This is a genomic window from Bradyrhizobium sp. LMTR 3 (genome assembly GCF_001693485.1).
In the GTDB taxonomy this organism is placed as follows: Bacteria; Pseudomonadota; Alphaproteobacteria; order Rhizobiales; family Xanthobacteraceae; genus Bradyrhizobium.
In genome coordinates, this window is sequence record NZ_MAXC01000023.1 from 422,909 (window position 1) to 448,138 (window position 25,230).

Consider the following 25,230-nt stretch of genomic DNA (forward strand, 5'->3'; position numbering starts at 1 on the left):
GATCCATGAGCGATGCCATCCTGGATGTTCAAGGCCTTATTGGCGGCTACGGCAAGATGACGATTCTCAACGGCACGAGTTTTTCCGTGCCGGCGGCCTCCATCACCACCGTGATCGGCCCGAACGGCGCCGGAAAATCCACCGTGTTCAAGGCGATCTTCAGCCTCTTGAAGCTGCGTGAAGGCAGGATCGTATTCAAAGGGCGGGACGTTACCGGGCTGAGCCAGCGCGAATTGCTGACGTCAGGCATCTGCTACGTGCCACAGGGACGCAACATCTTCCCTGAATTGTCGGTGCGCGACAACATCCAGCTCGGCGCCGTCGTCGCCGGGCGGGACATAACCGATCTGCCTGCGCGAATCGAGGCGGCGCTCGACAAGTTTCCTGCGCTGCGCAAAAGGGCGACGCAGCAGGCGTCCACGCTGTCGGGCGGCGAGCAGAAGCAGCTCGAAATCGTCCGCGGCCTGCTGCTTAATCCGCAACTGGTGCTGATCGACGAGCCTTCGATCGGGCTGTCGCCGCTGATGGTGCAACAGACCTTCAATATGCTGAAGGAACTGCGCGACCGCGGTGTGTCGATCCTGATGATCGAGCAGAATGCGCGCTCGGCGCTGGAAATTTCAGATTACGGCATCGTGCTCGAACTCGGCCAGACCCGGCTCGTCGATAAAGCGGAGCGGGTGCTGAACGATCCCCGCATCGGGCAATTGTTCCTGGGGGGCGCCATGACGGAGACGGCGGCATGAGCGGCGCAACGCGGATCGGTGTGGCAGGCGCGGGGTTGATTGGGCGTAGGCACATCGATCTGGTCGCCGCGTCATCCGATTGCGCCCTGGCCGGGATTGCCGATCCGTCGCCCGAGGCGAAAGCGTTTGCGGAAGCGCAGGGGATTGCCTGGTACGGCGATCATCGCGCCCTGCTGGAGCGCGAGAAGCCCGACGGGATGATCATTGCGTCGCCCAACGCGCTGCATTTGTCGATGGCGCTCGATTGCGTCGCGCACGGTGTTCCGGCGTTGGTGGAGAAGCCGGTGACGGATACGGTCGCCGCTGCGCTGCGTCTCTGCGAGGCCGCGCGGCGAAGCGGCGTGCCGGTCCTGGTCGGCCATCACCGGCGGCACAATCCCCGCATCAATGCCATTCGCGACAAGGTCGGAGGCGGCGAGATCGGCCAGCTCACCGCCGTCGTCGGGTTGTGGCTTCTGAAGAAGCCGGACGATTATTTCGAGGTCGGGCGGCGCGAGATCGGTGGCGGGCCGCTCTTGATCAATCTGGTGCACGATATCGACAATCTCAGGTTCATCTGCGGCGAGATAGCAGAAGTTCAGGCCATGACCTCGCACAAGGCGCGCGGCTTTGCCGTCGAGGATACCGCGGGCCTGCTCCTGAAGTTCGCCGGTGGCGCGATCGGTACGGTGACGCTGTCGGATGCGACGCCGGCGCCATGGAGTTGGGAATTGTCGTCGGGCGAGAACGGGGCGTATCCGAAGCAGGATCAGCCTTGCTATCTGTTCGCCGGCACCCGGGGATCGCTCTCGGTGCCGACCATGGAGCTGTGGTCGTACCCGGACGAAGGTGGCTGGTATGCACCACTCTCCCGTACTGCTGTCGATGTGCCCGCGGCCGATCCGCTGGTTGAGCAGCTCCGGCATTTTTGCGCCGTGATCGCAGGGCGCGAAGCGCCGCTGATATCCGCCAAAGACGCCACGGGCACGCTCGCCGTCGTGGAGGCCGTGCGCGAAGCCGCGGTCACGGGCAATCGCGTATCGCCGGCTCGGATCATGGAGCAGGTCGCATGAACCAACGCTCGATCGCTACCGTTTCGCTGAGCGGCACACTCGACGAAAAGCTGCGGGCGATTGCCACTGCCGGATTCGACGCCGTCGAGATCTTCGAGAACGACCTGCTGTCGTTCGCAGGCAGCCCGCGCGACGTCGGCCAGATGTGCCGGGATCTCGGGCTGTCGATCTGCGCCTTCCAGCCATTTCGCGACTTCGAGGGCATGCCGGAGCCGCAGCGAGGGCGCAATTTCGCCCGCGCCGAGCGCAAGTTCGACCTGATGCAGGAATTGCAGACCGACTCGATGCTGATCTGCAGCAACATCTCGCCGGCCGCGCTCGGCGGCATCGACCGCGCGGCCGCCGATTTCCGCGAACTGGGTGAACGGGCCGCCGCGCGAGGCTTGCGCGTCGGCTATGAGGCGCTCGCCTGGGGACTTCACGTCAATGATTATCGCGACGCCTGGGAGATCGTGCGGCGCGCCGAGCACAAATCGATCGGCATCATTCTCGACAGCTTTCATGCGCTGGCGCCGTCGTTCCCGACGCTGCCGATTCAATCGATTCCGGCCGACAAGATCTTTCTGGTGCAACTGGCCGACGCGCCAAAGCTCGGCCTCGACGTTTTGTCCTGGAGCCGGCACTTCCGCTGCTTTCCGGGGCAGGGTGACCTGCCGGTCGCGCGCTTCGTGGAAGACGTACTCGCCACCGGCTATGCCGGCCCGCTGTCGCTGGAAATATTCAATGACCAGTTTCGCGCCGGCTCGGCGGTGCGCACCGCGACCGACGGGCTGCGCTCGCTGATCCTGCTCGAGGACGACGTCCGCAGCGCCGCCTCGAGCGCTGCGCCAAAGCCGCTGCCGCCGAAGGCGCGCAGCCGCGGCGTCGGCTTCATCGAATTCGCCGTCAGCGAAGAGAAAGCCAGCGACCTCGCGGCGCTGTTCGGCCAACTCGGCTTTCGCAAGACGGGCGTTCATCGCAGCAAGGACGTCGAGCGTTGGTCGCAGAGCCATATCGATCTCGTGATCAATTGCGAGCCTGATAGCTTTGCGCATTCGCATTTTGTCGCGCACGGTCCCGGGGTCTGCGCTATCGCTGTTGATGTCGACGACGCCGGCAGCACCATGGCGCGCGCGGAAGCGCTGCAGGCGCGCACCTTCTATCAGCCGGTTGGGCCGGGCGAGCTTGAAATCCCGGCGATCCGCGGCGTTGGCGGCAGCCTGCTGTATTTCCTGGAGCAAGCCGGCAAGAACTGGGACCTCGATTTCGAGCCGCTGCGCAGCGATGCGGCTACCGATCGTCTCGATGCCGTCGACCACATCTCGCAATCGATGCCCTACGATGAGATGCTGTCGTGGCTATTGTTCTACACCGGCATTCTCGATCTGAAGCGTCTGCCTCAGTTCGAGATCGCCGATCCGGTCGGCCTGGTGCAAAGCCAGGCGCTGATCAACGGCAACGAAAACCTGCGGGTGGTTCTGAACGGTTCGTCGGCGACGCGCACGCTGTCGGCCCGCTTCATCCACGAATTCTTCGGCTCCGGTGTCCAGCACGTCGCGTTCTCCTGCCGCGATATCTTTGCAGCCGTGACCGACATGCGCGCGCGGGGTGCGGATTTCCTGAAGATTCCCGACAATTACTACGACGATCTCGAGGCCAAATACGGCCTCGACGCCACGACGATGGCGGCGCTCCGCGACAATCAGATTCTCTACGATCGCGAAGGCGAGGGCGAATTCTTCCAGGCCTATACCCATGCCTTCGACGAGCGGTTCTTCTTCGAGATCGTCGAACGGCGCGACTATCACGGCTTCGGCGCTGCCAACGCTGCGATCAGGCTCGCCGCCCAGACCCGGGAATCCCGGCCGTTCACCATGCCACGGGCCTGAGCGACCGCGAATTCTGCCGTCACAAAAAGCCCTCGGGAACGCGCGCGGCTTCGGAAAGTTCACCTCTGGGAAGGCTGTCGACGCCGTTCCGGAGGATGATGACCGATGAAGCGGGGGTCGGCCCGGCTGACACTGTGGGTTATTCCCGTCGTGGTGCTGACGGCCACGTTGGCCGAGGCGGCCGAAGACGCCACGCGTCCCTCCGAATTCATCCTCATCCTTCAGATCGTGCTGTTGATCACCGTCGGCCGCGGGCTCGGTGAGATCATGCAACGCATCGGCCAGCCGTCGGTGGTCGGCGAACTGCTCGCGGGGCTGCTGCTCGGTCCGTCGCTGTTCGGGTGGGTCTGGCCCTCGGCGCACGCTGCGCTCTTTCCGCCCTCCGCTGAGCAGAAGGCCCTGATCGAAGGTCTTGCCCAATTCGGCATTCTGCTGTTGCTGCTGCTGACGGGAATGGAGACCGATCTGGGACTGGTCAGGAGAGTCGGCAGGGCCGCGATCATCGTTTCCATCGCGGGCATCGTCGTTCCCTTCCTGTGCGGCTTTTTGCTCGGGCAAATCCTGCCCGACAGCCTGCTCCCGCATCCGGAGGCACGCCTGGTCGCCTCGCTATTCCTGGGCACGGCGCTATCGATTTCTTCGGTGAAGATCGTCGCCGTCGTCGTTCGCGAGATGAACTTCATGCGCCGCAATGTCGGCCAGATCATCATCGCGGCGGCGATCATCGATGACACGATCGGCTGGATCATCATTGCCGTGATCTTCAGTCTCGCCTCGCAGGGCACGCTCGACCTCTTGTCGGTAGGTCAGGCGGTGGCGGGAACGCTGATCTTCCTGGCCGTCAGTTTCACGATCGGGCGGCGGCTGGCGTTTCGGCTGATTCGCTGGGCCAACGATACGCTGGTCAGCGCGTCCGCCGTCATCACGGTCATCCTTCTGCTGATGGGCAGCATGGCCCTGATCACCCATGCGATCGGCGTGCACACAGTGCTCGGCGCGTTTGTCGCCGGCGTGCTGGTCGGCGAATCGCCGATCCTGACCCGGCAGATCGACGAGCGATTGCGCGGGCTGATCACCAGCCTGTTCATGCCGGTATTCTTCGGTCTGGCGGGATTGAACGCGGACCTGACGGTTCTGAAGGATCCGAATTTGCTATGGCTAACAGCGCTGCTGGTGCTGATTGCAAGCATTGGTAAATTCGGCGGTGCCTTCGTGGGCGGCAGTCTCGGCGGAATGAGCCGCTACGAATGCTTTGCGCTGGCAAGCGGCATGAACGCGCGAGGGTCGACGGAGGTCATCATCGCCAGCATCGGCCTTTCCATGGGCGTGTTGAGCCAGAACCTGTTCTCGATGATCGTCACCATGGCGATCCTGACCACGATCGCCATGCCGCCGATGCTGCGCGCCGCGCTGTCGCGGCTTCCCATGAAGGCGGACGAGAGAGAGCGGCTCGAACGGGAGGAGCTGGAGGAGAAGGGATTTATCGCAAATCTGGAGCGTCTGCTGCTTGCCGTCGACGAGAGTGCCAACGCGAAGTTTGCATCCCATCTCGCAGGCCTCCTTGCGGGCGCGCGCGGCATTCCGATCACCGTGCTGCATATCGGTGCCCGTGCGAAGCGTCAGGAAAAGAAGCGCGACGAGGAGGAAAGCCATGAAAGCGCGGTGAGGAGCGCAGCGAGAATCATCGTCGATTCCGGCCCGGACGAGGCCGCGCGGGAGATCGATGTCACGACGCGCGCAAAGAGCAAAAAGCCGGCAGATGCCATCATCGACGAGGCCCGGAAGGGCTTTGACCTGCTGATCGTCGGAACGGAAAGGGTGGTCGGCGCCAAGAACGGCTTTGACGAAAGGATCGAGGATGTGACGGCAGGCTTTGATGGCCCGCTCGCCATCGTCGTCGCCAGGGGCGGCCATCTCGAACAACCCGCGGCAAGCTCTTCGTTCAGGATTCTGGTCCCGGTATCGGGTAGCGGCGCGTCGCGGCGGGGAGCCGATGTCGCGGTCGCACTGGCCCGCGCCGGTCCGACATCGGTCCGATTCCTCCATGTGGCCGCGACCAGGGACAAAGGACGCCGCGGCAAGAATGCCTCATTGCTGCAACAGGAGGCGATCCTGAGGGACACCGGCTCGCTTGCCGCCCGCTACGGGATCGAAGCAGCCACGGCGATCCGCGCCAGCGCGTCGCCCGAGCAGGCGATCCTGCGCGAAATCGAAAGCAGCGGCGTTGATCTGGTGGTTCTGGGGGCCGACCGCGTCCAGAGCGAAAAACTCAGTTTTGGCGGCGTCGCCTCCTCGGTTCTGGAGAACTCGACCGCCTCGGTCTTGCTGATATCGAGCTGAGTTGCCGGGCAGCCGGCGGCCAGCCGCAGCGAGCCTCCACATTCTCGGCTTGACATAATAGAACAGTTATATAAGAGATTGGTTATATAACCGATCTGAGATGTTCTATGGCGAACCTTGATGCTGCCTTTTCCGCCCTGGCCGACCCTACTCGCCGGGCGATCCTGGCGCGCCTTGCGCTAGGCGAGGCCACCGTCATGGAATTGGCTGAGCCGTTCGAGATGACGCAGCCCGCCATCTCCCGTCACCTCAAGGTCCTCGAAGGCGCCGGCCTTATTCTGCGCCGCGTCCAAGGCACGAAGCGGCCATGCCGACTGGCGCCCGCGGCCGTCGCCGAGATCGACCAGTGGCTCGCGATGCTGCGGCAGACGCTCGCGGCAAACTACAACCGGTTGGACGACGTGCTGGCCGAAATGAAACCCCAGGAGTGAAAGGCAATCCCATGAGTAAGTTGACGCTGAAGACCGAAGGCGACACCCACGTCGTGGCTACCAGGCGCTTTGCCGCCACGCCGGAGGCGGTGTTTCGCGCGCACACCGAGCCGGCACTGATCCAGAAGTGGCTGCTTGGTCCGGAAGGCTGGACGATGCCGGTCTGCGTCAATGAGGCACGCCCGGGCGGCAAGATCCGGTACGAATGGAGCGACGGCAAGGGCGGTGGCTTCCACCTGACCGGTGAATTTATCGAGGTGGTGCCGTTCAGCCGCCTCGTACATGTCGAACGGATGCATATGCCGGACCCGACACCGGACAATCACGTCGAAACCAACTTCGCGCCGGACGGAGCCGGCACCCTGATGACCATGCGAATGACGCTGCCAGATGCTGCGACGCGCGCCGCGATGCTGGCGACCGGCATGGAGCAGGGAATGGAAGCGAGCTACGCCCGGCTCGAGAGCTTCATCAATTCGTTCCCTCGCGCCTAGCTGCCATTAGCAGCGACTCTCATCCCAGCAACGTTTCAATGAGGACGCGCCGTGATCGAACCGCTTCGTATTCTTCAGACTACCCAGCAACTCACGGCCTCCATCCCGATCAAGGTGCCGCGCGAAGACGTTCGCAAGGTGATGGGACCCGGGCTCGCCGAATTGAAGGCTGCCGTCGCCGCACAGAACATCCCAGTCATCGGGCCGTGGTTCACACACCATATCCGCAACCCCGGTGAAGTCTTCGATTTCGAGATATGCCTTCCGGTCGCCACGCCCGTGGCGCCGGCCCATCGTATGAAGCCGGGGCAATGGCCCGCCATGAATATCGCCCAAACCACCTATCATGGCGGCTATGAGGGCCTCGGCAGCGCCTGGGGCGAATTCATTGGCGCCATCAAGGCCGCAGGACACAAGACCGCCGACGGACTTTATGAGTCCTATGCGGTTGGCCCGGACATGAGCGCTGATCCCTCTGCGTGGCGGACGGTACTCAGCAAGGAATTGCTGGCGTCTTAGAGCGTTTTCAAGCGAAGTGGACACCGGTTCGCGTCAAGAAAACGCGTCAAAGCAAGAATCTAGAGCCCCGGTTCTGATTCAATCAGAACCGAAAAGGCTCTAGGTCTTACTCCATCACCGCATGATCCGGCGCGGTCGACTGCTCGCGCAGCGTCGCCTTGGTCGAGCCGATCATGATGGCGAGAGGGATGGCGCAGGCGGTGAAGATCATCACGAGCTGATAGTCGTACGAGAACGAGATGATCTGCGCCTGTGCCTTGACCATCATATCCGCCATGGCGCGGCCCTTGTCGGTGGCGAGGTCGATCATGTCGCGCACCCCTGGCATCTGCAGGGCGTGATTGAACGGATTGATATTCTCCGACAGGACCGCGTAGGTGTAGCGCGTGCCTTGCGTCAGTTGCGAGATCACGAGCGAGATCCCGATCGAGCTGGCGACATTGCGCATCAAGGTCAGCATCGAGGTGCCGTCGGTGCGCAGATGATTGGGTAGCGTCAGGAACGCCACCGTGGAGAGCGGCACGAACACCAGGCCGAAGCCAAAGCCCTGGACCACGCTGATGATCACGATCTCGGTTACGCCGGTCTGGTCGGTCCAGCCGGTCATGTAGAACAGCGACAGGCAGGTGATGCCGAGCCCCGAGACGATCAGCGTCCGCGCTTCGATATGGCGCATCATGCGGCCGACCAGCATCATCGCCACGAACGTGCCGCAGCCGCGGGTTGCCAGCAGAAGGCCGGCGGTGATGATCGGATAGCCGATCACGTTCTGCAGGAACGGTGATGACAGCGCCATGGTCGAGAACAGCACCAGCCCCATCACGGCCATGAATACGCAGCCGCCGACGAAATTCTTGTCCTTGAACAGCGCGAACTGGATGAACGGATGCGACGTGGTTAGCGAATGCGCCAGGAAATAATAGAAGCCGACCGCTGATATGATGAACTCTGCAATGATCTCGTTGGATTCCAGCCAGCCGAGCTGCTCGCCGCGGTCGAGTGCGAGCTGCAGCGCACCGATGGCGACCGCCAGCGCGGTGAAGCCGAACCAGTCGAACCGCAGCTCGAGGTCCTTCTTGGTCTCTTCCATGAAGATGACGAGGCCGAGCACGGTGATAATGCCGAACGGCAGGTTGACGAAGAACACCCAGTGCCAGGAATAGGTTTCCGTCAGCCAGGCGCCGAGCGACGGGCCCATGATCGGGCCCATCATCACGCCCATGCCCCAGATCGCCATTGCCTTCGCGCGTTCGTGCAGTGCGTAGGAATCGAGCATTACGGCCTGCGACAGCGGCACCAGCGCAGCGCCGAACACGCCTTGCAGCAGACGAAACACCACCATCTGGCCGATGTCCTGCGCCAATCCGCATAACACCGAGGCGATGGTGAAACCGGCCGAGCAGATGATGAAGACGCGCTTGCTGCCGAAGCGGTTGGCGATCCACCCGACCGGCGCGGTCATGATCGCGGCGGCGACGATATAGGACGTCAGCACCCAGTTGATCTGGTCCTGCGACGCGGACAGCGTGCCCTGCATGTAGGGCAGCGCGACGTTGGCGATCGTCGTGTCCAGCGCCTGCATGATGGTCGCCGTCATGGCGCAGATCGTCACCATGTTCCGGCGCAGGCCGGGAACGGATGCCGATGGCTGGCCCGGCGTCACCATGGTGCTAATCGTGGTCCTGGTTCGCCGTCGCCGGCGACAGGCCGAGCAGGGCTGAGAGCGAGCGCCGATGGTTGGTGTCGATGGTAGCGTAGACGCTCATGCCGGCCTTCAGCTTGCGCACGAACTTGTCGTTGTTGTCGAAATAGATCCGCACCGGCACGCGCTGCACCACCTTGACGAAATTGCCCGACGCGTTCTGCGGCGGCAGGATCGCAAACTGCGCGCCGGTGCCGGGCGAGAGCGAGCCGACCGTGCCCTTGAACGGGTGATTGGGAAACGCATCGACCTCGAGCGTGACGGATTGGCCGACCGCAACATAGGTGAAATCGGATTCCTTCGGGTTGGCGTCGACCCACGGGTTCGAGGTGTCGATGATGCTGAACACCGGCGTGCCGGCCGTTACGAAGCGGCCGAGCTGAATCTGCTCGACCTGCGTGGCAATGCCGGCCATCGGCGCCCGCATCACGGTGTGGTCGAGGTTGCGCTGGGCCTGGTCGAGTGCCGCCTTGGCCTGGGCATAGGGCGGGAATTCCTCAAGCGGCAAATCGGGATTGCCGAGCAGTTGGGCTTTTGCGGTCGCGATCTTCTGCTGCAGCAACTGGAACTGGGCGCTGGCGGTGACGAGGGCGGTCGACGCGTTGTCGAGGTCGAGCTGCGAGCCGAAATTGCTCTTCACGAGCGAAGACTTGCGTTCGACGTCACGCCGCTTCAGTTCCATGCCCTGCTGCGAGAGTTCGCTCATCTGGCCATAGATTTTCAGGTCGGCGATCAGATTGTCATAGGTGACCTTGGTTTGCGCGAGGTTGGCCTTGGCCTGTGCCACGGCGAGGCGGAATGGCACCGGATCGATCTCAAACAGGATGTCGCCTGGATTGACCTGCTGGCCTTCCTTCACGACGACTTTCTCGATCTTGCCGGAGATGTCCGGCGTGATCAGAACCTTCTGCGCGCCGACATAGGCGTCGTCGGTGGTCACGTAGCGGCCGCCGTTGAGATAGAACGTCACGCCGGCGACCAGCGCAGCCAACGGCAACACCACCAACAGCAGGAAGCGCCGGTAGCGCCGCATGCCGGCCATCAGCCGGCGACGCGGCTCGGCCGCGAGTTTCGGCCGTGACGGTGTGGGGGCGCCCTTCTGCTCGGGCGGAAATTTGAGGACCGGATCAGCCATAGCGCTGCTCCTTTCTGGGAGGTTCGCCGGCCGGATTCTGGATCGCGTTGCGAACGTTTTCCTTGATCAGATCGAGTTGGTCGAGCAGGCGGTGCGCGTCGGCGGGATTGATGCCGTCGAGCGCGGTCGCCGTCAGTTCGGAGCGAAGCCCGGCGAGCTTGCCGAGCAACGGCCGCGCGGCTTTGCGCAGATAGAGGCGGTTGACGCGGCGGTCATTCTCGTCGCCGCGGCGTTCGATCCAGCCATTGTCGCAGAGCTTGTCGATCAGCCGCGTCAGCGTGATCGGCTGCATCTCCATCTGTTCGGCCAGTTCCGACTGCTTGAGGCCCTCGGTGCGCTCGACCTTGGCCAGCACCGCCCATTGGGCGCGGGTGATGCCATAGCGCGCCGCTTGCCGGTCGGCATAGGCGCGCACCATCCGTTGCACCTCGCCAAGCGTAAACAGGAAGTTCATGTCCACGGAACCGCGCATGCCCAAAGCCTCCATAAGCCTGCAATACAATAAGCTTGCTTATGAATTCTGCACGCCCAGTTAGTAATGGCCTGATCCGCTTCCTGCACATGGCTGGGAATCAATGCGTGCGTGGGCTTTAGGATTGGCCCTCAAACTGGTACAAAGGTCCGATATGAGCCTGACAAAGCCGACATTTCCTGCGCCCGACCATGATCACGGCCGCTGCACTGCGGAAGCGATCGCGCATGCCGAACAGGTTTGCGCGCGGCGGGCGCAGAAATTTACCCCGATCCGGCGTCAGGTGCTGCAGGCGCTACTGTCGAGCCACCGCCCGCTCGGGGCCTATGAGGTGATCGACGAACTCGCCAAATCGATGCCGCGGCCGGCGCCGATCACGGTCTACCGCGCGCTCGATTTCCTGATGGAAAACGGCCTCGTCCACCGCATCGAGAGCCGCAATGCGTTCCTTGCCTGCGCGCATGATCATGACGAGACCTCGATGGTGGCGTTTTTGATCTGCGAGCTCTGCGGTTCGGTCGGCGAAATCCCCGCAGCCCCCGTGGCGCAAAGCCTCAATGCGGCGGCGCGCGCCTCCGGATTCGCGCCAAAGCTCTCCGTCGTCGAGATCGCCGGCATCTGCGCGCATTGCCAGAAATAACGAGAACACGGCGCGCCAAGCCGGCCACGAGGATTAATGTCGTCCAAGCCAGCAGAACCTTCCGCCGGGCGTGCGCTCACCCCGGGCGCCATCGCCTTGATGCTGATGTTGTGCCTGAGCTGGGGTTTCAACCAGATTGCGGTGAAGCTAACGCTGCCCGATGTGCCGCCGATGCTGCAGGCCTTGATCCGCTCGGCCGGCGCGTTGCCGGTGATGCTGCTGGCCGGTTGGCTGCGCGGCGTGAAATTCTTCGAGCGTGACGGCTCGTTCCGTCCCGGCCTGCTGGCGGGCACGTTGTTCGGTATCGAATTCGTGCTGATCTTCAGCGGGCTGGTGTTCACATCGGCGTCGCGCGCCGCCGTGTTCCTGTACACCGCACCGTTCTTCGTCGCGCTCGGCTCCTACCAGTTTCTCGGCGAGCGCCTGAGCATGATGCAATGGGGCGGGCTGGGCCTCAGCTTCGCCGGTGTCGCGCTGGCAATCGGCGTGCCGCAGGCAAATGTCGACGCAAAAGTGTTGCTGGGCGACCTGCTTGTGGTCGGCGGCGGCGCGCTGTGGGGCGCGACCACGCTGATCGCCAAGGGCACGAAACTTCGTAACGCGGCGCCGGAAAAGGCGCTCGGCTATCAGGTCGCCGTATCGATCCCGATCCTGGGCTGCGCATCCCTGCTGTTCGGCGAAAAGATCACCCACATGCCAGGCGCGCTGTCGATCTCGCTGTTGGCTTATCAGGCGATCTGGGTGGTGGGCTGCACCTTCGTGCTGTGGTTCGCGCTGGTGAAGACCTATTCAGCCAGCAAACTGTCGTCGTTCACCTTCGTCACGCCATTGTTCGGCGTCGTCGCCGCCTATTTCATCCTGCACGATACGCTGACCATTGCCTTCGGTGTTGCAGCGCTGCTTGTCATCGCCGGGCTCTATCTCGTCAACAAGCCGGACCCGAAGGTGGTGCCGGATCCGAACGTGCCGGCATAGGCGTCCGTTGCGATCCATCCTTCCAGCGCGCCGTCATTTCGGGGCGATGCGAAGCATCGAACCCGGAATCTCGAGATTCCGGGTCTGGTCCTTCGGACCATCCCGGAATGACGGCGAGAACAAAGATTATCCCGTCTCGATCGGCAGCGACCCATCCTTGGCCCATTCGCCCATCGAGCCATCGTAAAGCGTGAGGTTGTCGTAACCGAGCTGGTAGAGCAGGAACAGGTCGATCGTGGCCGAAATGCCGCCGCCGCAGTAGGCGACGACGCGCTTGTCCTTCGTGATGCCCTGCGCGTTGAACTTGGCTTCGGCTTCCGCAAGCGGCACGAACACCTTGGTCTTCGGGTCGAGCAGTGTGGCCGCCGACACGTTGCAACTGCCGGGAACGCGGCCGGGCCGGCCATAGCGGCTGGGCTCGAGGCCTTTGTGAAATTGCGGGCCGAGCGCGTTGACGATGGCGGTGCCTCGCTCGGACGTAGCGGCAAGCGTTTCGTGCTTGTCGACGAAGAAACCTGGCCTCGGGTTGGCCGTGAATGTTGCCGGCTCGTATCCCTTCGCCGGCCCGGTTTCGAGCGGGCGTCCCTCGAACTTCCATTTGTCGAGACCGCCATCGAGCACCGCGACGTTCTCGAAGCCGAGCGATCTGAGCATCCACCAGAACCGCGTTGCCCACATCGGCGTGCCGATGCTGTACAGCACGACCCGGCTTTGATTTGAAACGCCATGGCGGCCGAACGCCCGTTCGAGCCGCACCACATCCGGCATCATGAAGCGAAGTTCGGTATCGGGATCGGAGAACTCGCCCTGCAGATCGAGAAAGTCCGCGCCCGGGATATGGCCGGCCTCGAAGCTGTGCCGGCCCGGCACGGTGAGATAGGGCAGGCTGGAGCCTTCAGGGGCGGGTTCGAGGTAGGTGGTGCAATCGAACAGGCGCAGATCGGGCTGACTGAGAAGGTCAGTGAGTTCCGCCGTCGTGATCAGCTCGTCTCGCGCCGGCATACTCGCCTCCCATTATTTATGTTTCGGCGATGCTAGGGCTCGCATCGGGCCATGAAAAGGCCGCCAGACGCATGCTCACCCTTTCAATTCGGCGATTCCTGTCCAATATAGCGGTTAACGAAGACTGAGGTCTTTTGCCCTGCTTTCGGCCGCTGCGATTGGCCTAAGCGATTGAACACACAAGATAAAAATCCGCTGCGTGACAAGGCGCACACTGCCTTCGCCGCCCCCTTGGTACATGTCACCAAAACCTGATATTCGAGGCCCCATGAACAAGCCCGAAATAATCCCGCAAGACGACGTCGCCGGCCCGAAGGCCCGGCACAAAACCACCCAGGTCATGGTCGGCAATGTTGCCGTCGGCGGGGGGGCGCCGATCGTCGTGCAGTCGATGACCAATACCGACACCGCCGATGTCGACGGCACAATCGCGCAGGTCGCGGCGCTGACCCGCGCCGGGTCCGAGATGGTGCGCATCACCGTCGACCGCGAGGAGGCGGCTGCCGCCGTTCCGCACATTCGCGACGGCCTGCGCAAGCGCGGCATCACCACGCCCCTGATCGGTGACTTCCATTATATCGGTCACAAGCTGCTCGCCGAATATCCGGCCTGTGCCGAGGCGCTCGACAAGTATCGCATCAATCCCGGCAATGTCGGCTTCAAGAACAAGCGCGACACGCAATTCGCTGACATCATCGAGATCGCCAACAAGAACAACAAGCCGGTCCGCATCGGCGCCAATTGGGGTTCGCTCGACCAGGAGCTGCTGACCAAGCTGATGGACGAGAATACGGCCTCGCCGAACCCGCGCGATGCGCGCGCGGTGACCCGCGAGGCCATGGTGCAGTCGGCGCTGCTGTCGGCCGCCCGTGCCCAAGAGCTCGGCATGGCCAAGAACCGCATGATTTTGTCGGCGAAAGTTTCCGCCGTGCAGGACCTGATCGCAGTCTATCAGGAGCTGGCGCGCCGCTCGGATTACGCCATCCACCTCGGCCTGACCGAAGCCGGCATGGGATCGAAGGGCATCGTGGCCTCGTCCGCCGCGCTCGGCATTCTGCTGCAGGACGGCATCGGCGACACCATCCGCATTTCACTCACGCCCGAGCCCGGCGGCGACCGGACGCTGGAAGTTCAGGTCGCGCAGGAATTGCTGCAGACCATGGGCTTCCGCACCTTTGTGCCGCTGGTCGCGGCATGCCCGGGCTGCGGCCGCACCACCTCGACCACATTCCAGGAACTGGCGCGCTCGATCCAGGATTTCATCCGCGAGGAAATGCCGGCCTGGAAAACGCAATATCCCGGCGTCGAGCAGCTCAACGTCGCGGTGATGGGCTGCATCGTCAACGGCCCGGGCGAATCCAAGCACGCCAATATCGGCATCTCCTTGCCCGGCACCGGCGAAGCGCCGGCCGCACCCGTGTTCGTCGACGGCAAGAAGTTCCGCACCCTGCGCGGACCGACGATTGCCGCCGACTTCAAGGCACTGGTGATTGACTATATCGACCAGCGGTATGGCAGCGGCAGCAAGACGCCGGTGACTGCGGCGGAGTAAGGCTATCTCTGCCCGTCGTCCCTGCGAACGCAGGGACCCATAACCACAGGGCTTTGTGGTTATGCCTGGGCTGTGGCTCCAGCTTTCACAACAATGTGCTCCTGTGGTTATGGGTCCCGGCTCCTGATGCGCAATTGCGCATATGGGCCGGGACGACACCTACTGCATTGCGCTTGACATCGCCTGCGCTACGATGCGTCCCAATCAAGAACGGTTGGGAGAACGCCCATGTCATCGCTGTCCGGCAAGCAGGGACCGCGCTACCGGCACGTGGCCGACGAAGCCGAACCTTACGAGACCATTGCGGTCGAGAAGCTCACGCCAATCATCGGCGCGGAAATTTCCGGTGTCGATATCGGCAAGCTCGTCTCGGACGACGCGCGCTCCAACCGGCAGATGGACGAAATCCATCGCGCGCTCGCCGAAAACCTCGTCATCTTCTTTCGCGACCAGTATATCACCCCGCAGCAACATCTCGCTTTCGGGCGGAAGTTCGGTGAACTGCATGTGCATCCGGCGGCGCCCAACGAGGGCGACCCGGCGCTGATGAAGATCTATGCCGACAAGGATTCGCCGCGCGCCAATGGCGAGGGCTGGCACACCGACGTATCCTGCGACGTCGAGCCGCCGATGGGATCGATCCTCTACATCAAGCAATGTCCACCGCACGGCGGCGACACGCTGTTCGCCAACATGTATGCGGCCTATGAGGCGCTGTCGGACCGGATGAAGGCCTATCTCGACGGGCTGACCGCATTGCACGACGGCGAGCAGACCTATCGCGGGCTCTACGCCAACTATGGCGTCGCCGACCGGGTAGAATATCCGCGTGCCGAACACCCCGTGGTGCGCACGCATCCCGTCACCGGCAAGAAGGCGCTCTACGTCAATCGCGGCTTCACCCGCCACATCATCGGCATTCCGCGCGACGAGAGCGATGCCATGCTCGCCTATCTCTACCAGCATGCGGAGAACCCGCTGTTCCAGTGCCGCTTCCGCTGGACGGAAAACGCCATCGCGTTCTGGGACAATCGCTGCGCCCAGCACCGCGCGATGTGGGACTACTGGCCGCATACGCGGTCAGGCACGCGGGTGACGGTGAAGGGCGAGCGGCCGGTGTAAATTTCGTAGGGCGGATTAGCGCAAGCGTAATCCGCCGCACCAAGGTCGGTGGGTTGCGGCTTCGCCTAACCCACCCTACGACGCGAACCGCGTTGACGCGCAATCGCGCCTGCGTCAATCTTCCGCAAAAGCAAAAACAAGGTCGGGAGGCCCTCATGCTCCGCGCCGAAGACAACAAATTCCTCACCGAGAGCGGTGCAGGCACCGGCATGGGCGAACTGCTGCGCCGCTTCTGGATTCCGGTGCTGCTGTCGGAAGAGTTACCTGAGGCCGACGGTCCGCCAAAGAAGATCGTCGTCATGGGCGAGGAACTTCTCGCCTTCCGCGACACAAGCGGCGTCGTCGGCGTCATCGATCAATATTGCCCGCATCGCGGCGCCAATCTCTGGCTTGGCCGCAACGAGGAGTGCGGCATCCGCTGCGTCTATCACGGCTGGAAGTTCGACACAGAGGGCCGCTGCGTCGACATGCCGACCTCCTATCCCGACCTCAATGCGAAAGACCTGATCCGCATCAAGTCCTATCCGGTACGCGAGTGGGGCGACATGATCTGGGCCTATATGGGGCCCGTCGATCAGGTGCCCGAGCTGCCCGATCTGGAAATGGCACTGGTGCCGCCCTCGCATCGCTACGTTTCGAAGAAATGGCAGGACTGCAACTGGGTGCAGGCACTGGAAGGCTCGATCGACACCGCGCATTTTACCTTCGCGCATCTCTCCTTCGAAAAGGAAGAGAACGAGATCCTCGATATCAAGAAGCACTTTGTGAATCCGCTTGTGCGCGTGGCCACCGATCACATGCGCTGGATTGCGGAAGATCCGCGCCCCGTCATCAAGATCAACCCGCATGACGCCGGGCTCACGATCGCAGGTGGGCGTCTCACCGGCGGCGATAATATCTACTGGCGCATCGCCCAGTTCCTGATGCCGGTGCATGCCTATGCGCCGAGCGCGATGCCGGGCGAGAACATCTTCGGTCAGAGCTTTGTGCCGGTCACCGATACCAATTGCTGGATCTATACTTATGCCTGGAATCCGGAACGCCCGATTACGGATGCCGAGCGTGCGGCCTACGATCGCGGCAACGGCGTCATTGCAGAAGTCGACGAGAACTACGTGCCGCTGCGCAACAAGTCGAACGACTACCTGATCGATCGCAAGCTGCAGAAGACCCATAGCTACACCGGCATCAGGGGCGTGTCCGAGCAGGACGCCGCCGTGCAGGACAGCCAGGGCCCGATCGCCGACCGCACGCGCGAACATCTCGGCCCGACCGACCTCGGCATCATGCATTTCCGCAAGCTCGTGATGGACGCCGCCCGGGCGCTGCAGAAGGGCGAGACACCGCCGCACCTGAAGCATCAGGACCGCTACGCCGTGCGCTCTGGCGCCTGCGTCACCAGCAAAGCCAAGGACCTCACCGCCGTCATGATCGAGCGGTTCGGCGATGCGGCCGGCTACGTTGGCGATCCCGGCAGGAACGCGGCGGCGGAGTAGGGGCAGGCTCGATCCATCGTCATTATTACTCGCGCAGATCGTAGCGGTAGGATTTCGAGACGATCTTCCAGCCGTCGCGCAGTTTCATTGCCACCAGATAATCGGTGAAATAGCGCGGCGGCAATTGGCAGCGCACCTTGACGAAGGCGGTGGATTCGTCCGAGCGGTCTATCGTGACGATGAAATCCTCGCGCGGCTTTCCTTCAGCCTTCGCCGACGGCCGCTTTCGCACGCGATCGAGCCAGTCCGGAACGCTCAGCACCTGCAACTCGCCCTTCTCCAACCAGCGCAAATCGGCGGAGGGGTCGAAGATCGCGCCGAGCTTGTCGGCATCGCCCTCATAAAGGCCATCGAAATAGTTCTGCACCACGGCTTCGACGGTCGATCGGTCATGACTCACAGCTATTCCTCCCCGACATTTGAAATTTGTTCGAGTTGAATTAAGCCACGAACCGGGGCATTGCGCTATGGTGAGTTCATCACAGGTGCGAGGGATTGCGGGTGGCGGGTTCAGCAAAATCGAAGGCTCGCATTCTTGCCGGAGAATGCTTCTGTCGCGCGACGCGCTATGCGGTGGCGGACGAATTCGCATACGCCTTGAATTGCCACTGCTCGGATTGCCGTCGCACCACCGGTTCGGCGTTCAAGCCGTTTGCCGGCATCGCACGTGACAAGTTTGATGTCACCAAAGGCAAAGACAACATCATGATCTATGGCGATGCGGCGAACCACAACGCGCATTGCCCCAAATGCGGCTCGTTGCTCTATTCCTTGGTGCGCGACGGCGCCTTCGTCCATGTCGCCATGGGCACGCTGGTTGACGATCCCTCGATCCGTCCATCGGCCCACATCTTCGTCGGCTCCAAGGCGCCCTGGTGCTCGATCACGGATGACCTGCCGCAATTTCAGGAACATGTCGTGCCGCGGTGATTGCGCCGGCGTACACGTTCGCCGCCATATCCGGGCGGAACCCGGCGGAAATGGTGATTGGCGATGGCCGAACCCGCGGGACACTGGCCAGACTAAGGATGGAGAGGGTGCGATTCACGTCTGCGTGGTTCGTGACCTAACTCACAAAGTCCGCCTGCTCCTTCTGATAGGCAGACCGGTGTGGTAAAAAAGTACGAGGCTCCGGAGGAGTCATGATGATGTCTGGATCGCTAAAATTGTGCCGATGGGCACTTGCAGCCGCCGCCTTCCTGCTGGCGAGCGAGCAGGCCTTTGCCGAGAAGCGCGTGGCGCTGATCGTCGGCAATTCCGCCTACCAGAATGTCGCACCGCTCACCAACCCGGTTAACGACAGTTCCAAGATCGCGGCGACGCTGAAGGACGCCGGTTTTGACGTCGTCGATTCCCGCCGCGACTTGCCGGCAGCCGAAACCCGTCGCGCGCTGCGCGACTTCGCCGATCGCGCCCGCGATGCCGATATCGCCGTGGTCTACTACGCCGGCCACGGGATCGAAGTTGACGGCGCGAATTACCTGATTCCCGTCGATGCGCGGCTGGAACGCGATACCGATATCTATGACGAGGGCCTTTCGCTCGATCGCATCCTGATCGCAATCGAGCCGGCCAAGAAGCTGCGGCTCGTGATTCTCGACGCCTGCCGTGACAATCCGTTTGCCCGCACCATGAAGCGTACCATCGCGTCGCGCGCGATCGGGCAAGGCCTGGCCAAGGTCGAGCCGACCAGCCCCAACGTCCTGATCGCCTATTCGGCCAAGGCCGGTTCGACCGCGGCCGACGGTGATGGCAAGAACAGCCCGTTCACGTCGGCGCTGTCCAATCATTTGACCAAGCCCGGGCTCGACGTGCGCCGCGCGTTCGGCTTTGTCCGCGACGAGGTGCTCAAGACCACCAACAATCGGCAGGAACCCTTTGTGTATGGTTCGCTCGGCGGTGAAGACGTGCCGCTGGTGCCGGCACCGCGCGTAGCGCCGGCGGCCGCCGCGCCAGCCCTGAGCGCACAGGCCGAAGCCCGCCGCGATTACGAACTCGCGCTGCAGATCGGCAATAAGAGCGCGCTCAACGCCTTCCTCGCGCAATATCCCGATGGCTTCTACGCCAGCCTCGCCAAGCTTCAGGTCGACAAGATCACCGCCGAAGAAATGCGGGTTGCGGCTACCGAGAAGGCACGGCTCGCCGAGCAGGAGCGGGCGCGGCTCGCCGCTGAGGGAGCCCAGAAGGCGCAGCAGGCGAAGGCCGAGGCCAACGCCAAAGCCGCCGAGCAGGCGCGCATCGCGGCTGAAAAGGCCAAGCAGGTGGCGCAGGAACAGGCGGCAGCAGCCGAGCAGAAGCGCGTCGCCGCCGAAAGCGCCGCCGCCGACAAGGCGTCGGCTCCGGCACCCGCGGAGAAGGACAAAGCCGTAAACGTTGCTGCCCTCTCGGCCGGCCCGCCGCAGGCCGACGTCACCAAGTCGGTACAGGCCGAACTGCAACGCGTCGGCTGCCTGACCAGCAATGCCGATGGCAACTGGAATAGCGCCTCGAAGCGGTCGCTGACCCTGTTCAACCGCTACGCCGGAACCAAGCTCGACACCAAGGTCGCCAGCGTCGATACGCTCGATACGATCAAGCTGAAGTCGACCCGTGTGTGCCCGCTGGTCTGCGAACACGGCTTCAAGGCCGAGGGCGACCATTGCACCAAGATTGTCTGTGCCGAGGGCTCGTACCTCAACGACGACAATGAATGCGAGAAGCGTAGCGCCAGGAAGCCGGTCGCCAAGCGCGGGAAGCCCGAACCGCGGCGGGCGCTGGAAGCCAGGCCGTATCAGGTGCCGCGGGGCAGGCAGGCCACCGCCGGGCGTTATCACGGACGGGATCCGAGCATCGGGGCCAGTGGCCGCCCGCTCACCGGCCTCGAACGCCAGCAGGGCTGCAATGGCTACCAGGCCATCATGTCGGGCGTGTGCCCGTAACGGCGGCCGGCATCAGATCAAGTCCACATTGGCGCCGCGACAGCGGGGCCAATTGCTTTTCAGATCACGCTCGCCGCGATATTCACCATCAAGGCCAGCAGCGCGGTGTTGAACACGAACGAAATGATGCCGTGCACGGTCGCGGTGCGGCGGATAATCCTGTCGGTAATGCCGACGTCGGAAACCTGCGCGGTCATGCCGATCACGAACGAGAAGTAGACGAAATCCCAGTAATCCGCATCCTTGTGTGCGTCGCCGCTTGGAAACTGCAGGCCGCCGGGCTTTTTGCCGCGATAGAAATCATGGGCGTAGTGCAGCGCAAAGGCGGTATGCACAAGCGCCCATGACAATGCGATCGTCGCCGTCGCCAGGATGAGCCCGGCCGGATTGCCTTTCGAGGCGCCGAGTTCGAACACGATCGCGCCAAGGCTTGCGAGGGCGCCGAACGCGGTCACCAACAGGATCAGGAAGCGCCCGTCATCCTGCAACACCGCGCTGCGCCTGATATGGCCGACGTCGCAGCGCAGCATCATAATGTAAGCGAGTACGAGATACAGCGCGGCGAAGACATCCCAGCCGACGATGAGACGCGTCGCGAGCCGAAGCGTGTCAGGCACCAGGAAGAATACGGCCCCGCCAACCGCGAGCGCGATAAAGGTCCGCGGCCGTCCGTAGACGACGCGGACCGGCATCGGCAGGTTCTGGAAGCGAACAAGGTGTGTCTCGAATTCCTTGTCCATCCGCTGGCCTTCGATACGCGCTATAGCGTTTTCGAGCGAAGTGGATACCGGTTCGCGTGAAGAAAACGCGTCAAAACATGAATCTAGAGCTTCGGTTCTGATTTCAATCAGAGCCGAAGCTCTAGTTCCTGCGCTCCGCGACAAAGCGCGCGGCTGCCCGCAATATGTCGCCCCTGGCGCCGAAGATCGACAGTGCGGAATCGGCGCGCGCCAGGAGATCGCGCACGCGCTGCTTGGCGCCGTCGATGCCGAGCTGGGTGACGAAGGTGGTCTTGCCGAGCGCCGCATCCTGGCCGGTCTGCTTGCCGAGCGCTGCGGCGTCGCCCTCGACGTCGAGCAGGTCGTCGGCGATCTGGAACGCCTCGCCGAGCGCGCGGCCGTAATCGTCGAGCGCCTGGTATTCCTTCGGCGTGGACTGGCCGAGAATCGCGCCGGCGATGCAGCCATAGCGCAACAGCGCGCCGGTCTTCATCTGCTGCAGCCGCGCCACGTCGACCGGCTCGCGGTCGCCGAAGCGGCCTTCGCCGGCGAGGTCGAGGATCTGGCCGCCGACCATGCCGCCGATGCCGGAAGCGCGCGCCAGTGCCCGCGTCAACAGCAGGCGCACATTGGCGTTCTTGTGGATCTCGTCGCGGGTGACGATGTCGAACGCCAGCGTCAATAGCCCGTCGCCGGCGAGGATCGCGGTGGCATCGTCGGTCTTCTTGTGCAGCGTGGGCCGGCCGCGGCGCAAATCGCTGTTGTCCATCGCCGGCAGATCGTCATGGATCAGGGAATAGCAATGGATGCATTCGAGAGCCGCGCCGACCAGCAGCGCGGCCTCGCGCGGGACGCCGAACACTGCGGAACTTTCAACCACCAGAAAGGGGCGCAGCCGCTTTCCGCCGTTGAGGCTCGAGTAGCGCATCGCCTCCATCAGCCGCTTCGGCCGCGCGATCTCGTCGGGCAGCAGCGTATCGGACAACAGCTCCGCCAGCAGCGCTTCGGTGTCCTCCGCGGTCTGGTCCAGTCGTTTGGCGAAATCGGCAGTGGCGGTCGTCATTAAGAATAGCTCCAGATCAATTTGGCCCGGACAATGTTTGATAGCGGGCGCTTCGTCAATTCCATGACATCGGTCACAGCGCCTTAAAAGGGGCTGGAAAACCCACGAAATATCATGGAGATGTCACTTGGATGGGGCCTATTGATCGGACCCGGGCCGGCTTGGGCAGAACCGGAAGCGTCGAATTTGCGGATTGTCCGAATCTTACTGCTGATCCTGCTGGCGGTGCTGTTGCTGCCCTATCTGGTGACGCCGTTGTACCGCACCGGGCATCCGGTCTCGACCCTGATGGCCTGGCGCTGGCTCAAGGGCGCGCCGGTGTCGCGGCAATGGATCGATTTCAAAGCGATTTCGCCCTACCTGCCGCGCTCGGTGGTCGGCTCCGAAGACGCCAGATTCTGCAGCCATCGCGGGGTCGATTGGGGTGCGCTGCAGGACGCAATCGACGACGCCGAGGACGGCGAACCCACCCGCGGCGGGTCGACAATTACCCAGCAGGTGGCGAAAAACCTGTTCCTGTGGCCGGGCCGCAGCGTTGTCCGCAAGGTGCTGGAACTACCGCTCGCGATGTGGATCGATCTGGTGCTGCCCAAGCAACGGATCCTGGAAATCTATCTCAACATCGCCGAACTCGGCCCGTCCGGGCAGTTCGGGGCGGAAGCAGGTTCCCTCTACGCCTTTGGCCGCTCGGCCTCGACCCTGTCGCCGCGCGAGGCCGCCTTGCTGGCGGCGATCCTGCCCAACCCTGTCAGGCGGAGCGCCCGCAATCCCGGCCCCGGGGTGCGCCGTCTGGCCGCCACCTACATGGCGCGGGCCAATGCCGCGGCGCTACAGCGCTGCTGGAGCGAGAATCGGGCTTTTTGAGCCAATTTTCGGCCGCTTTTAGCGCAACCTGCCCTAGCTTTACGCCGGCCCATCCTCTATAAGCGCGGCCTTATCGGCATCGCAGCCCGTGCGCGAAGCGCTGGGCGGTCTGGTTTCGGACGGATGCCTCCGACAACACCCCTAGAGGACTGTTATGGCCGTTCCCAGAAGAAAAACATCGCCCTCGCGGCGTGGCATGCGCCGCTCGGCGGATGCGTTGAAGAAGCCGACCTATGCCGAGGACAAGGATTCGGGCGAGCTGCGCCGTCCGCACCATCTCGACCTGAAGACCGGCATGTACAAGGGCCGGCAGGTGCTGAAGAAGAAGGAATCCTGACCGGATGGGGGACAAGGCGCCGCTTCCAGTGGCGCCTGCCCGAATTTGGCCAACGAGTGGGCCAACGGTTCCAATAGGGCGAAGCGATGCGCTTTGCCCTGGGGACATTTCCGGTTTTCCTAGCAAGGCGTGATACCCATGGTCGGTTTTCCGCTGCTTCTGATTCCGCTCGCGATCTACAACATCATCGTCTTCCTGATGCCGGAGGTATCGTTCACCGATCCGCTGGTGAAGCTGACCTTGATGTCGGGTGCGGAATGGACGGTGACGCTGAGCGACGTGCTGCTCACGCTCAGCATCTTGCTGCTGCTGGCCGAGGTCATCAAAGGCGCGCGGCCCGGCGCGAAATATCTCACCGACCATCTGCTGTCGCTGATCGTGTTCGGGGCGGCGGCGGCTGAATTCCTGCTGTGGCCGAAGTTCGGCACCTCGACCTATTTCCTGATGACGGCGCTGTCGCTGGTGGATTTCGTCTCCGGCCTCGCATTGCGGACACGACGCCGTGCCGTCGTCGCAGCGGCGGCGCCTGCGCCCGCACCTGCGCCTCCAGCAAAGGACGCCCAAAAAGTCGAGGCGCCGGCGGCCGAGCCCCAATCCGCCCCTGTGCCGACAGTGGCACCTGCTGCACCAGCCGTACCGGCCGGAACCTCGGTCGCCGAATCGGTGCTGGCGGATCCCCCCGAACCGAAACCAGCACAGCCTGCGGCCGCGCCCGAAACCACCTCGCCCAAAGCACCGTCGCAGGAAGTCCCATCAGCGGAAGTCTCGTCACCGGAAGTTCCGTCGCCGGGACTGCAGCCGGGCTCGACCCCGTCAGGTCCGGCGCCATCACCGGACAAGCCAGATACCCACCAGCGCTGATCTGGACGACACCTTGTAGGTTGGACACATGGCGCTCAAACGGATGGACAACGTAGGAATCGTCGTCGATGACCTCGGAGGGGCGATTGATTTCTTTCGCGAGCTCGGCCTGGAGCTCGAAGGGCGGGCCACGATCGAAGGAGAATGGGCCGGACGTGTCACTGGACTGGGCGATCAGCGCGTCGAGATTGCCATGATGCGCACGCCGGACGGCCACGGCCGGCTCGAGCTATCCCGCTTCCTCACGCCGCCTGCCGTCGCGGATCACCGCAACGCCCCGGTTAACGCTCTAGGCTACCTCCGCGTCATGTTCGCCGTGGACGACATCGACGAGACGCTTGAAAGGCTCCGCAACCGCGGCGCGCAGCTCGTAGGCGAAGTAGTCCAGTATAAGGACGTGTATCGGCTCTGCTACATCCGCGGGCCTGAAGGGCTTCTCATCGGACTCGCCCAGGAACTTGGCTGAGCGCAATACGACGACAGTGACGAAGGGCGACCAATGTCAGCGAGCGCGTCTCACAAGGAGCCGTTGTTAGACTAGATGGTTTGCCGTGTCCGGAAGCCGGTGTTGCAGCACCGGATCTGGTTGGCGCCATAGGCCGTCTGCGCATCGGCCAGCGAAGCCCGCCTCAGGCCGCGGGTTTGCGGCGTCTGATCGGCGGTCGCGATCAACTGCGCGAGGAAGGTCGGATCGGGCCGCGGCATCGCCGCTCTCTGTGACCAGTGCACGGACTGGGCGACCGGCACCAGCTCGACGCAGACCGGCTCGTCGAGGTTGACGAACTCGCCGTCCAGAATTTCGTCTGATCGATCGATATCCAGCATCGCGCACCGCAACCGGCTAAAACTGTCACGTTTCGGGACGAAACGCCCCACTGCGATCTGACCTCGCAAGGCCTATGCCGCTCCATTCCGCTTCGTT

Annotated in this window: 26 protein-coding genes; 18 read left to right on the top strand and 8 right to left on the bottom strand. The window is 63.2% G+C overall.

Annotated elements, in window-relative coordinates:
• Nucleotides 1-5 precede the first annotated feature (5 nt).
• From LMTR3_RS19075 to LMTR3_RS19105, 7 genes are all read left to right on the top strand, one after another.
• Nucleotides 6-746: an ABC transporter ATP-binding protein gene (locus LMTR3_RS19075; RefSeq protein ID WP_065746557.1), complete on the top strand. Its 741-nt coding sequence runs from the start codon at nucleotides 6-8 to the stop codon at nucleotides 744-746.
• A complete protein-coding gene (locus LMTR3_RS19080; RefSeq protein WP_065746558.1) occupies nucleotides 743-1,798 on the top strand; it encodes a Gfo/Idh/MocA family protein in 1,056 nt (351 codons plus the stop codon). The genes LMTR3_RS19075 and LMTR3_RS19080 overlap by 4 nt, the downstream gene beginning before the upstream one ends.
• The gene (locus tag LMTR3_RS19085) at nucleotides 1,795-3,666 is read left to right on the top strand and encodes a bifunctional sugar phosphate isomerase/epimerase/4-hydroxyphenylpyruvate dioxygenase family protein (RefSeq protein ID WP_065746559.1); all 1,872 of its coding nucleotides are present in this window, start codon (nucleotides 1,795-1,797) and stop codon (nucleotides 3,664-3,666) included. The genes LMTR3_RS19080 and LMTR3_RS19085 overlap by 4 nt, the downstream gene beginning before the upstream one ends.
• A gap of 105 nt (nucleotides 3,667-3,771) precedes the next feature.
• The gene (locus tag LMTR3_RS19090; RefSeq protein WP_065746560.1) at nucleotides 3,772-6,006 is read left to right on the top strand and encodes a cation:proton antiporter domain-containing protein; all 2,235 of its coding nucleotides are present in this window, start codon (nucleotides 3,772-3,774) and stop codon (nucleotides 6,004-6,006) included.
• Nucleotides 6,007-6,113: 107 nt separating this feature from the next.
• On the top strand, nucleotides 6,114-6,437 hold the full coding sequence (locus LMTR3_RS19095) for an ArsR/SmtB family transcription factor (RefSeq protein ID WP_065746561.1): 324 nt from the start codon (nucleotides 6,114-6,116) through the stop codon (nucleotides 6,435-6,437).
• 11 nt (nucleotides 6,438-6,448) lie between these two features.
• A complete protein-coding gene (locus tag LMTR3_RS19100) occupies nucleotides 6,449-6,931 on the top strand; it encodes an SRPBCC domain-containing protein (RefSeq protein WP_065746562.1) in 483 nt (160 codons plus the stop codon).
• A gap of 51 nt (nucleotides 6,932-6,982) precedes the next feature.
• Nucleotides 6,983-7,450, top strand: a complete 468-nt coding sequence (locus tag LMTR3_RS19105) for a GyrI-like domain-containing protein (RefSeq protein ID WP_065746563.1) — start codon at nucleotides 6,983-6,985, stop codon at nucleotides 7,448-7,450.
• Nucleotides 7,451-7,556: 106 nt separating this feature from the next.
• On the opposite strand, the gene LMTR3_RS19110 is transcribed toward LMTR3_RS19105, so the two are convergent.
• Genes LMTR3_RS19110 through LMTR3_RS19120 form a run of 3 tightly spaced genes read right to left on the bottom strand, consistent with a single transcriptional unit; the run spans nucleotide 7,557 to nucleotide 10,759 of the window.
• Nucleotides 7,557-9,116, bottom strand: a complete 1,560-nt coding sequence (locus tag LMTR3_RS19110; protein ID WP_065746564.1) for a DHA2 family efflux MFS transporter permease subunit — start codon at nucleotides 9,114-9,116, stop codon at nucleotides 7,557-7,559.
• A 4-nt stretch (nucleotides 9,117-9,120) separates the two neighbouring features.
• Nucleotides 9,121-10,287, bottom strand: a complete 1,167-nt coding sequence (locus LMTR3_RS19115; RefSeq protein WP_065746565.1) for an HlyD family secretion protein — start codon at nucleotides 10,285-10,287, stop codon at nucleotides 9,121-9,123.
• Nucleotides 10,280-10,759, bottom strand: a complete 480-nt coding sequence (locus LMTR3_RS19120; RefSeq protein ID WP_065726370.1) for a MarR family winged helix-turn-helix transcriptional regulator — start codon at nucleotides 10,757-10,759, stop codon at nucleotides 10,280-10,282. The genes LMTR3_RS19115 and LMTR3_RS19120 overlap by 8 nt, the downstream gene beginning before the upstream one ends.
• Before the next feature lie 154 nt (nucleotides 10,760-10,913).
• Between LMTR3_RS19120 and LMTR3_RS19125 the strand changes: the two genes are divergently transcribed.
• Together LMTR3_RS19125 and LMTR3_RS19130 are read left to right on the top strand one after the other, a co-directional pair.
• On the top strand, nucleotides 10,914-11,399 hold the full coding sequence (locus tag LMTR3_RS19125) for a Fur family transcriptional regulator (RefSeq protein WP_065746567.1): 486 nt from the start codon (nucleotides 10,914-10,916) through the stop codon (nucleotides 11,397-11,399).
• Between the two features lie 36 nt (nucleotides 11,400-11,435).
• On the top strand, nucleotides 11,436-12,374 hold the full coding sequence (locus LMTR3_RS19130; protein WP_065746568.1) for a DMT family transporter: 939 nt from the start codon (nucleotides 11,436-11,438) through the stop codon (nucleotides 12,372-12,374).
• A 126-nt stretch (nucleotides 12,375-12,500) separates the two neighbouring features.
• Here LMTR3_RS19130 and LMTR3_RS19135 read toward each other — a convergent pair whose 3' ends face one another.
• A complete protein-coding gene (locus tag LMTR3_RS19135; protein ID WP_065746569.1) occupies nucleotides 12,501-13,376 on the bottom strand; it encodes a sulfurtransferase in 876 nt (291 codons plus the stop codon).
• Nucleotides 13,377-13,644: 268 nt separating this feature from the next.
• Here LMTR3_RS19135 and ispG point away from each other — a divergent pair, with 268 nt between their 5' ends.
• The 3 genes from ispG to LMTR3_RS19150 all read left to right on the top strand — a co-directional run bounded on the left by ispG (nucleotide 13,645) and on the right by LMTR3_RS19150 (nucleotide 17,546).
• Nucleotides 13,645-14,928: a flavodoxin-dependent (E)-4-hydroxy-3-methylbut-2-enyl-diphosphate synthase gene (gene ispG / locus LMTR3_RS19140; protein WP_065746570.1), complete on the top strand. Its 1,284-nt coding sequence runs from the start codon at nucleotides 13,645-13,647 to the stop codon at nucleotides 14,926-14,928.
• Nucleotides 14,929-15,156: 228 nt separating this feature from the next.
• Complete coding sequence (locus LMTR3_RS19145) at nucleotides 15,157-16,050, top strand: TauD/TfdA dioxygenase family protein (RefSeq protein ID WP_065746571.1); 894 nt, start codon at nucleotides 15,157-15,159, stop codon at nucleotides 16,048-16,050.
• A 155-nt stretch (nucleotides 16,051-16,205) separates the two neighbouring features.
• Nucleotides 16,206-17,546, top strand: a complete 1,341-nt coding sequence (locus LMTR3_RS19150) for a Rieske 2Fe-2S domain-containing protein (protein ID WP_065746572.1) — start codon at nucleotides 16,206-16,208, stop codon at nucleotides 17,544-17,546.
• A 25-nt stretch (nucleotides 17,547-17,571) separates the two neighbouring features.
• Here LMTR3_RS19150 and LMTR3_RS19155 read toward each other — a convergent pair whose 3' ends face one another.
• On the bottom strand, nucleotides 17,572-17,946 hold the full coding sequence (locus LMTR3_RS19155) for a nuclear transport factor 2 family protein (RefSeq protein WP_065746573.1): 375 nt from the start codon (nucleotides 17,944-17,946) through the stop codon (nucleotides 17,572-17,574).
• Nucleotides 17,947-18,047: 101 nt separating this feature from the next.
• Here LMTR3_RS19155 and LMTR3_RS19160 point away from each other — a divergent pair, with 101 nt between their 5' ends.
• Together LMTR3_RS19160 and LMTR3_RS19165 are read left to right on the top strand one after the other, a co-directional pair.
• Complete coding sequence (locus LMTR3_RS19160; RefSeq protein WP_065746574.1) at nucleotides 18,048-18,476, top strand: GFA family protein; 429 nt, start codon at nucleotides 18,048-18,050, stop codon at nucleotides 18,474-18,476.
• 218 nt (nucleotides 18,477-18,694) lie between these two features.
• Complete coding sequence (locus LMTR3_RS19165; protein WP_084029711.1) at nucleotides 18,695-20,464, top strand: caspase family protein; 1,770 nt, start codon at nucleotides 18,695-18,697, stop codon at nucleotides 20,462-20,464.
• Nucleotides 20,465-20,523: 59 nt separating this feature from the next.
• Here the strand turns inward: LMTR3_RS19165 and LMTR3_RS19170 are convergent, their stop codons facing one another.
• Complete coding sequence (locus tag LMTR3_RS19170) at nucleotides 20,524-21,204, bottom strand: DUF1345 domain-containing protein (RefSeq protein WP_065746575.1); 681 nt, start codon at nucleotides 21,202-21,204, stop codon at nucleotides 20,524-20,526.
• Between the two features lie 121 nt (nucleotides 21,205-21,325).
• The gene (locus LMTR3_RS19175; protein WP_065746576.1) at nucleotides 21,326-22,246 is read right to left on the bottom strand and encodes a polyprenyl synthetase family protein; all 921 of its coding nucleotides are present in this window, start codon (nucleotides 22,244-22,246) and stop codon (nucleotides 21,326-21,328) included.
• A gap of 186 nt (nucleotides 22,247-22,432) precedes the next feature.
• On the opposite strand from LMTR3_RS19175, the gene mtgA reads away from it, so the two are divergent.
• The 4 genes from mtgA to LMTR3_RS19195 all read left to right on the top strand — a co-directional run bounded on the left by mtgA (nucleotide 22,433) and on the right by LMTR3_RS19195 (nucleotide 24,774).
• Nucleotides 22,433-23,110, top strand: coding sequence for a monofunctional biosynthetic peptidoglycan transglycosylase (gene mtgA / locus LMTR3_RS19180; protein WP_065746777.1), 678 nt, complete (start codon nucleotides 22,433-22,435; stop codon nucleotides 23,108-23,110).
• Between the two features lie 154 nt (nucleotides 23,111-23,264).
• A complete protein-coding gene (rpmF, locus tag LMTR3_RS19185) occupies nucleotides 23,265-23,447 on the top strand; it encodes a 50S ribosomal protein L32 (protein WP_028347701.1) in 183 nt (60 codons plus the stop codon).
• 138 nt (nucleotides 23,448-23,585) lie between these two features.
• Nucleotides 23,586-24,308, top strand: coding sequence for a hypothetical protein (locus LMTR3_RS19190; RefSeq protein ID WP_065746577.1), 723 nt, complete (start codon nucleotides 23,586-23,588; stop codon nucleotides 24,306-24,308).
• A gap of 28 nt (nucleotides 24,309-24,336) precedes the next feature.
• Nucleotides 24,337-24,774, top strand: coding sequence for a VOC family protein (locus LMTR3_RS19195; RefSeq protein ID WP_065746578.1), 438 nt, complete (start codon nucleotides 24,337-24,339; stop codon nucleotides 24,772-24,774).
• Between the two features lie 71 nt (nucleotides 24,775-24,845).
• Here LMTR3_RS19195 and LMTR3_RS19200 read toward each other — a convergent pair whose 3' ends face one another.
• Nucleotides 24,846-25,133, bottom strand: a complete 288-nt coding sequence (locus LMTR3_RS19200) for a hypothetical protein (protein WP_065746579.1) — start codon at nucleotides 25,131-25,133, stop codon at nucleotides 24,846-24,848.
• Between the last annotated feature and the right edge of the window lie 97 nt (nucleotides 25,134-25,230).

Excerpts from the sequence above, each read along its gene's own strand:
- LMTR3_RS19075 (WP_065746557.1), top strand. The coding sequence starts at position 6 with ATGAGCGATGCCATCCTGGATGTTCAAGGCCTTATTGGCGGCTACGGC.
- LMTR3_RS19165 (WP_084029711.1), top strand. The coding sequence starts at position 18,695 with ATGTCTGGATCGCTAAAATTGTGCCGATGGGCACTTGCAGCCGCCGCC.
- LMTR3_RS19145 (WP_065746571.1), top strand. The coding sequence starts at position 15,157 with ATGTCATCGCTGTCCGGCAAGCAGGGACCGCGCTACCGGCACGTGGCC.
- LMTR3_RS19135 (WP_065746569.1), bottom strand. The coding sequence starts at position 13,376 with ATGCCGGCGCGAGACGAGCTGATCACGACGGCGGAACTCACTGACCTT.
- LMTR3_RS19200 (WP_065746579.1), bottom strand. The coding sequence starts at position 25,133 with ATGCTGGATATCGATCGATCAGACGAAATTCTGGACGGCGAGTTCGTC.
- LMTR3_RS19125 (WP_065746567.1), top strand. The coding sequence starts at position 10,914 with ATGAGCCTGACAAAGCCGACATTTCCTGCGCCCGACCATGATCACGGC.
- LMTR3_RS19080 (WP_065746558.1), top strand. The coding sequence starts at position 743 with ATGAGCGGCGCAACGCGGATCGGTGTGGCAGGCGCGGGGTTGATTGGG.
- LMTR3_RS19115 (WP_065746565.1), bottom strand. The coding sequence starts at position 10,287 with ATGGCTGATCCGGTCCTCAAATTTCCGCCCGAGCAGAAGGGCGCCCCC.
- LMTR3_RS19090 (WP_065746560.1), top strand. The coding sequence starts at position 3,772 with ATGAAGCGGGGGTCGGCCCGGCTGACACTGTGGGTTATTCCCGTCGTG.
- LMTR3_RS19130 (WP_065746568.1), top strand. The coding sequence starts at position 11,436 with ATGTCGTCCAAGCCAGCAGAACCTTCCGCCGGGCGTGCGCTCACCCCG.
- LMTR3_RS19095 (WP_065746561.1), top strand. The coding sequence starts at position 6,114 with ATGGCGAACCTTGATGCTGCCTTTTCCGCCCTGGCCGACCCTACTCGC.
- LMTR3_RS19195 (WP_065746578.1), top strand. The coding sequence starts at position 24,337 with ATGGCGCTCAAACGGATGGACAACGTAGGAATCGTCGTCGATGACCTC.
- LMTR3_RS19190 (WP_065746577.1), top strand. The coding sequence starts at position 23,586 with ATGGTCGGTTTTCCGCTGCTTCTGATTCCGCTCGCGATCTACAACATC.
- LMTR3_RS19170 (WP_065746575.1), bottom strand. The coding sequence starts at position 21,204 with ATGGACAAGGAATTCGAGACACACCTTGTTCGCTTCCAGAACCTGCCG.
- ispG (WP_065746570.1), top strand. The coding sequence starts at position 13,645 with ATGAACAAGCCCGAAATAATCCCGCAAGACGACGTCGCCGGCCCGAAG.
- rpmF (WP_028347701.1), top strand. The coding sequence starts at position 23,265 with ATGGCCGTTCCCAGAAGAAAAACATCGCCCTCGCGGCGTGGCATGCGC.
- LMTR3_RS19120 (WP_065726370.1), bottom strand. The coding sequence starts at position 10,759 with ATGCGCGGTTCCGTGGACATGAACTTCCTGTTTACGCTTGGCGAGGTG.
- LMTR3_RS19100 (WP_065746562.1), top strand. The coding sequence starts at position 6,449 with ATGAGTAAGTTGACGCTGAAGACCGAAGGCGACACCCACGTCGTGGCT.
- LMTR3_RS19085 (WP_065746559.1), top strand. The coding sequence starts at position 1,795 with ATGAACCAACGCTCGATCGCTACCGTTTCGCTGAGCGGCACACTCGAC.
- LMTR3_RS19150 (WP_065746572.1), top strand. The coding sequence starts at position 16,206 with ATGCTCCGCGCCGAAGACAACAAATTCCTCACCGAGAGCGGTGCAGGC.
- LMTR3_RS19110 (WP_065746564.1), bottom strand. The coding sequence starts at position 9,116 with ATGGTGACGCCGGGCCAGCCATCGGCATCCGTTCCCGGCCTGCGCCGG.
- LMTR3_RS19175 (WP_065746576.1), bottom strand. The coding sequence starts at position 22,246 with ATGACGACCGCCACTGCCGATTTCGCCAAACGACTGGACCAGACCGCG.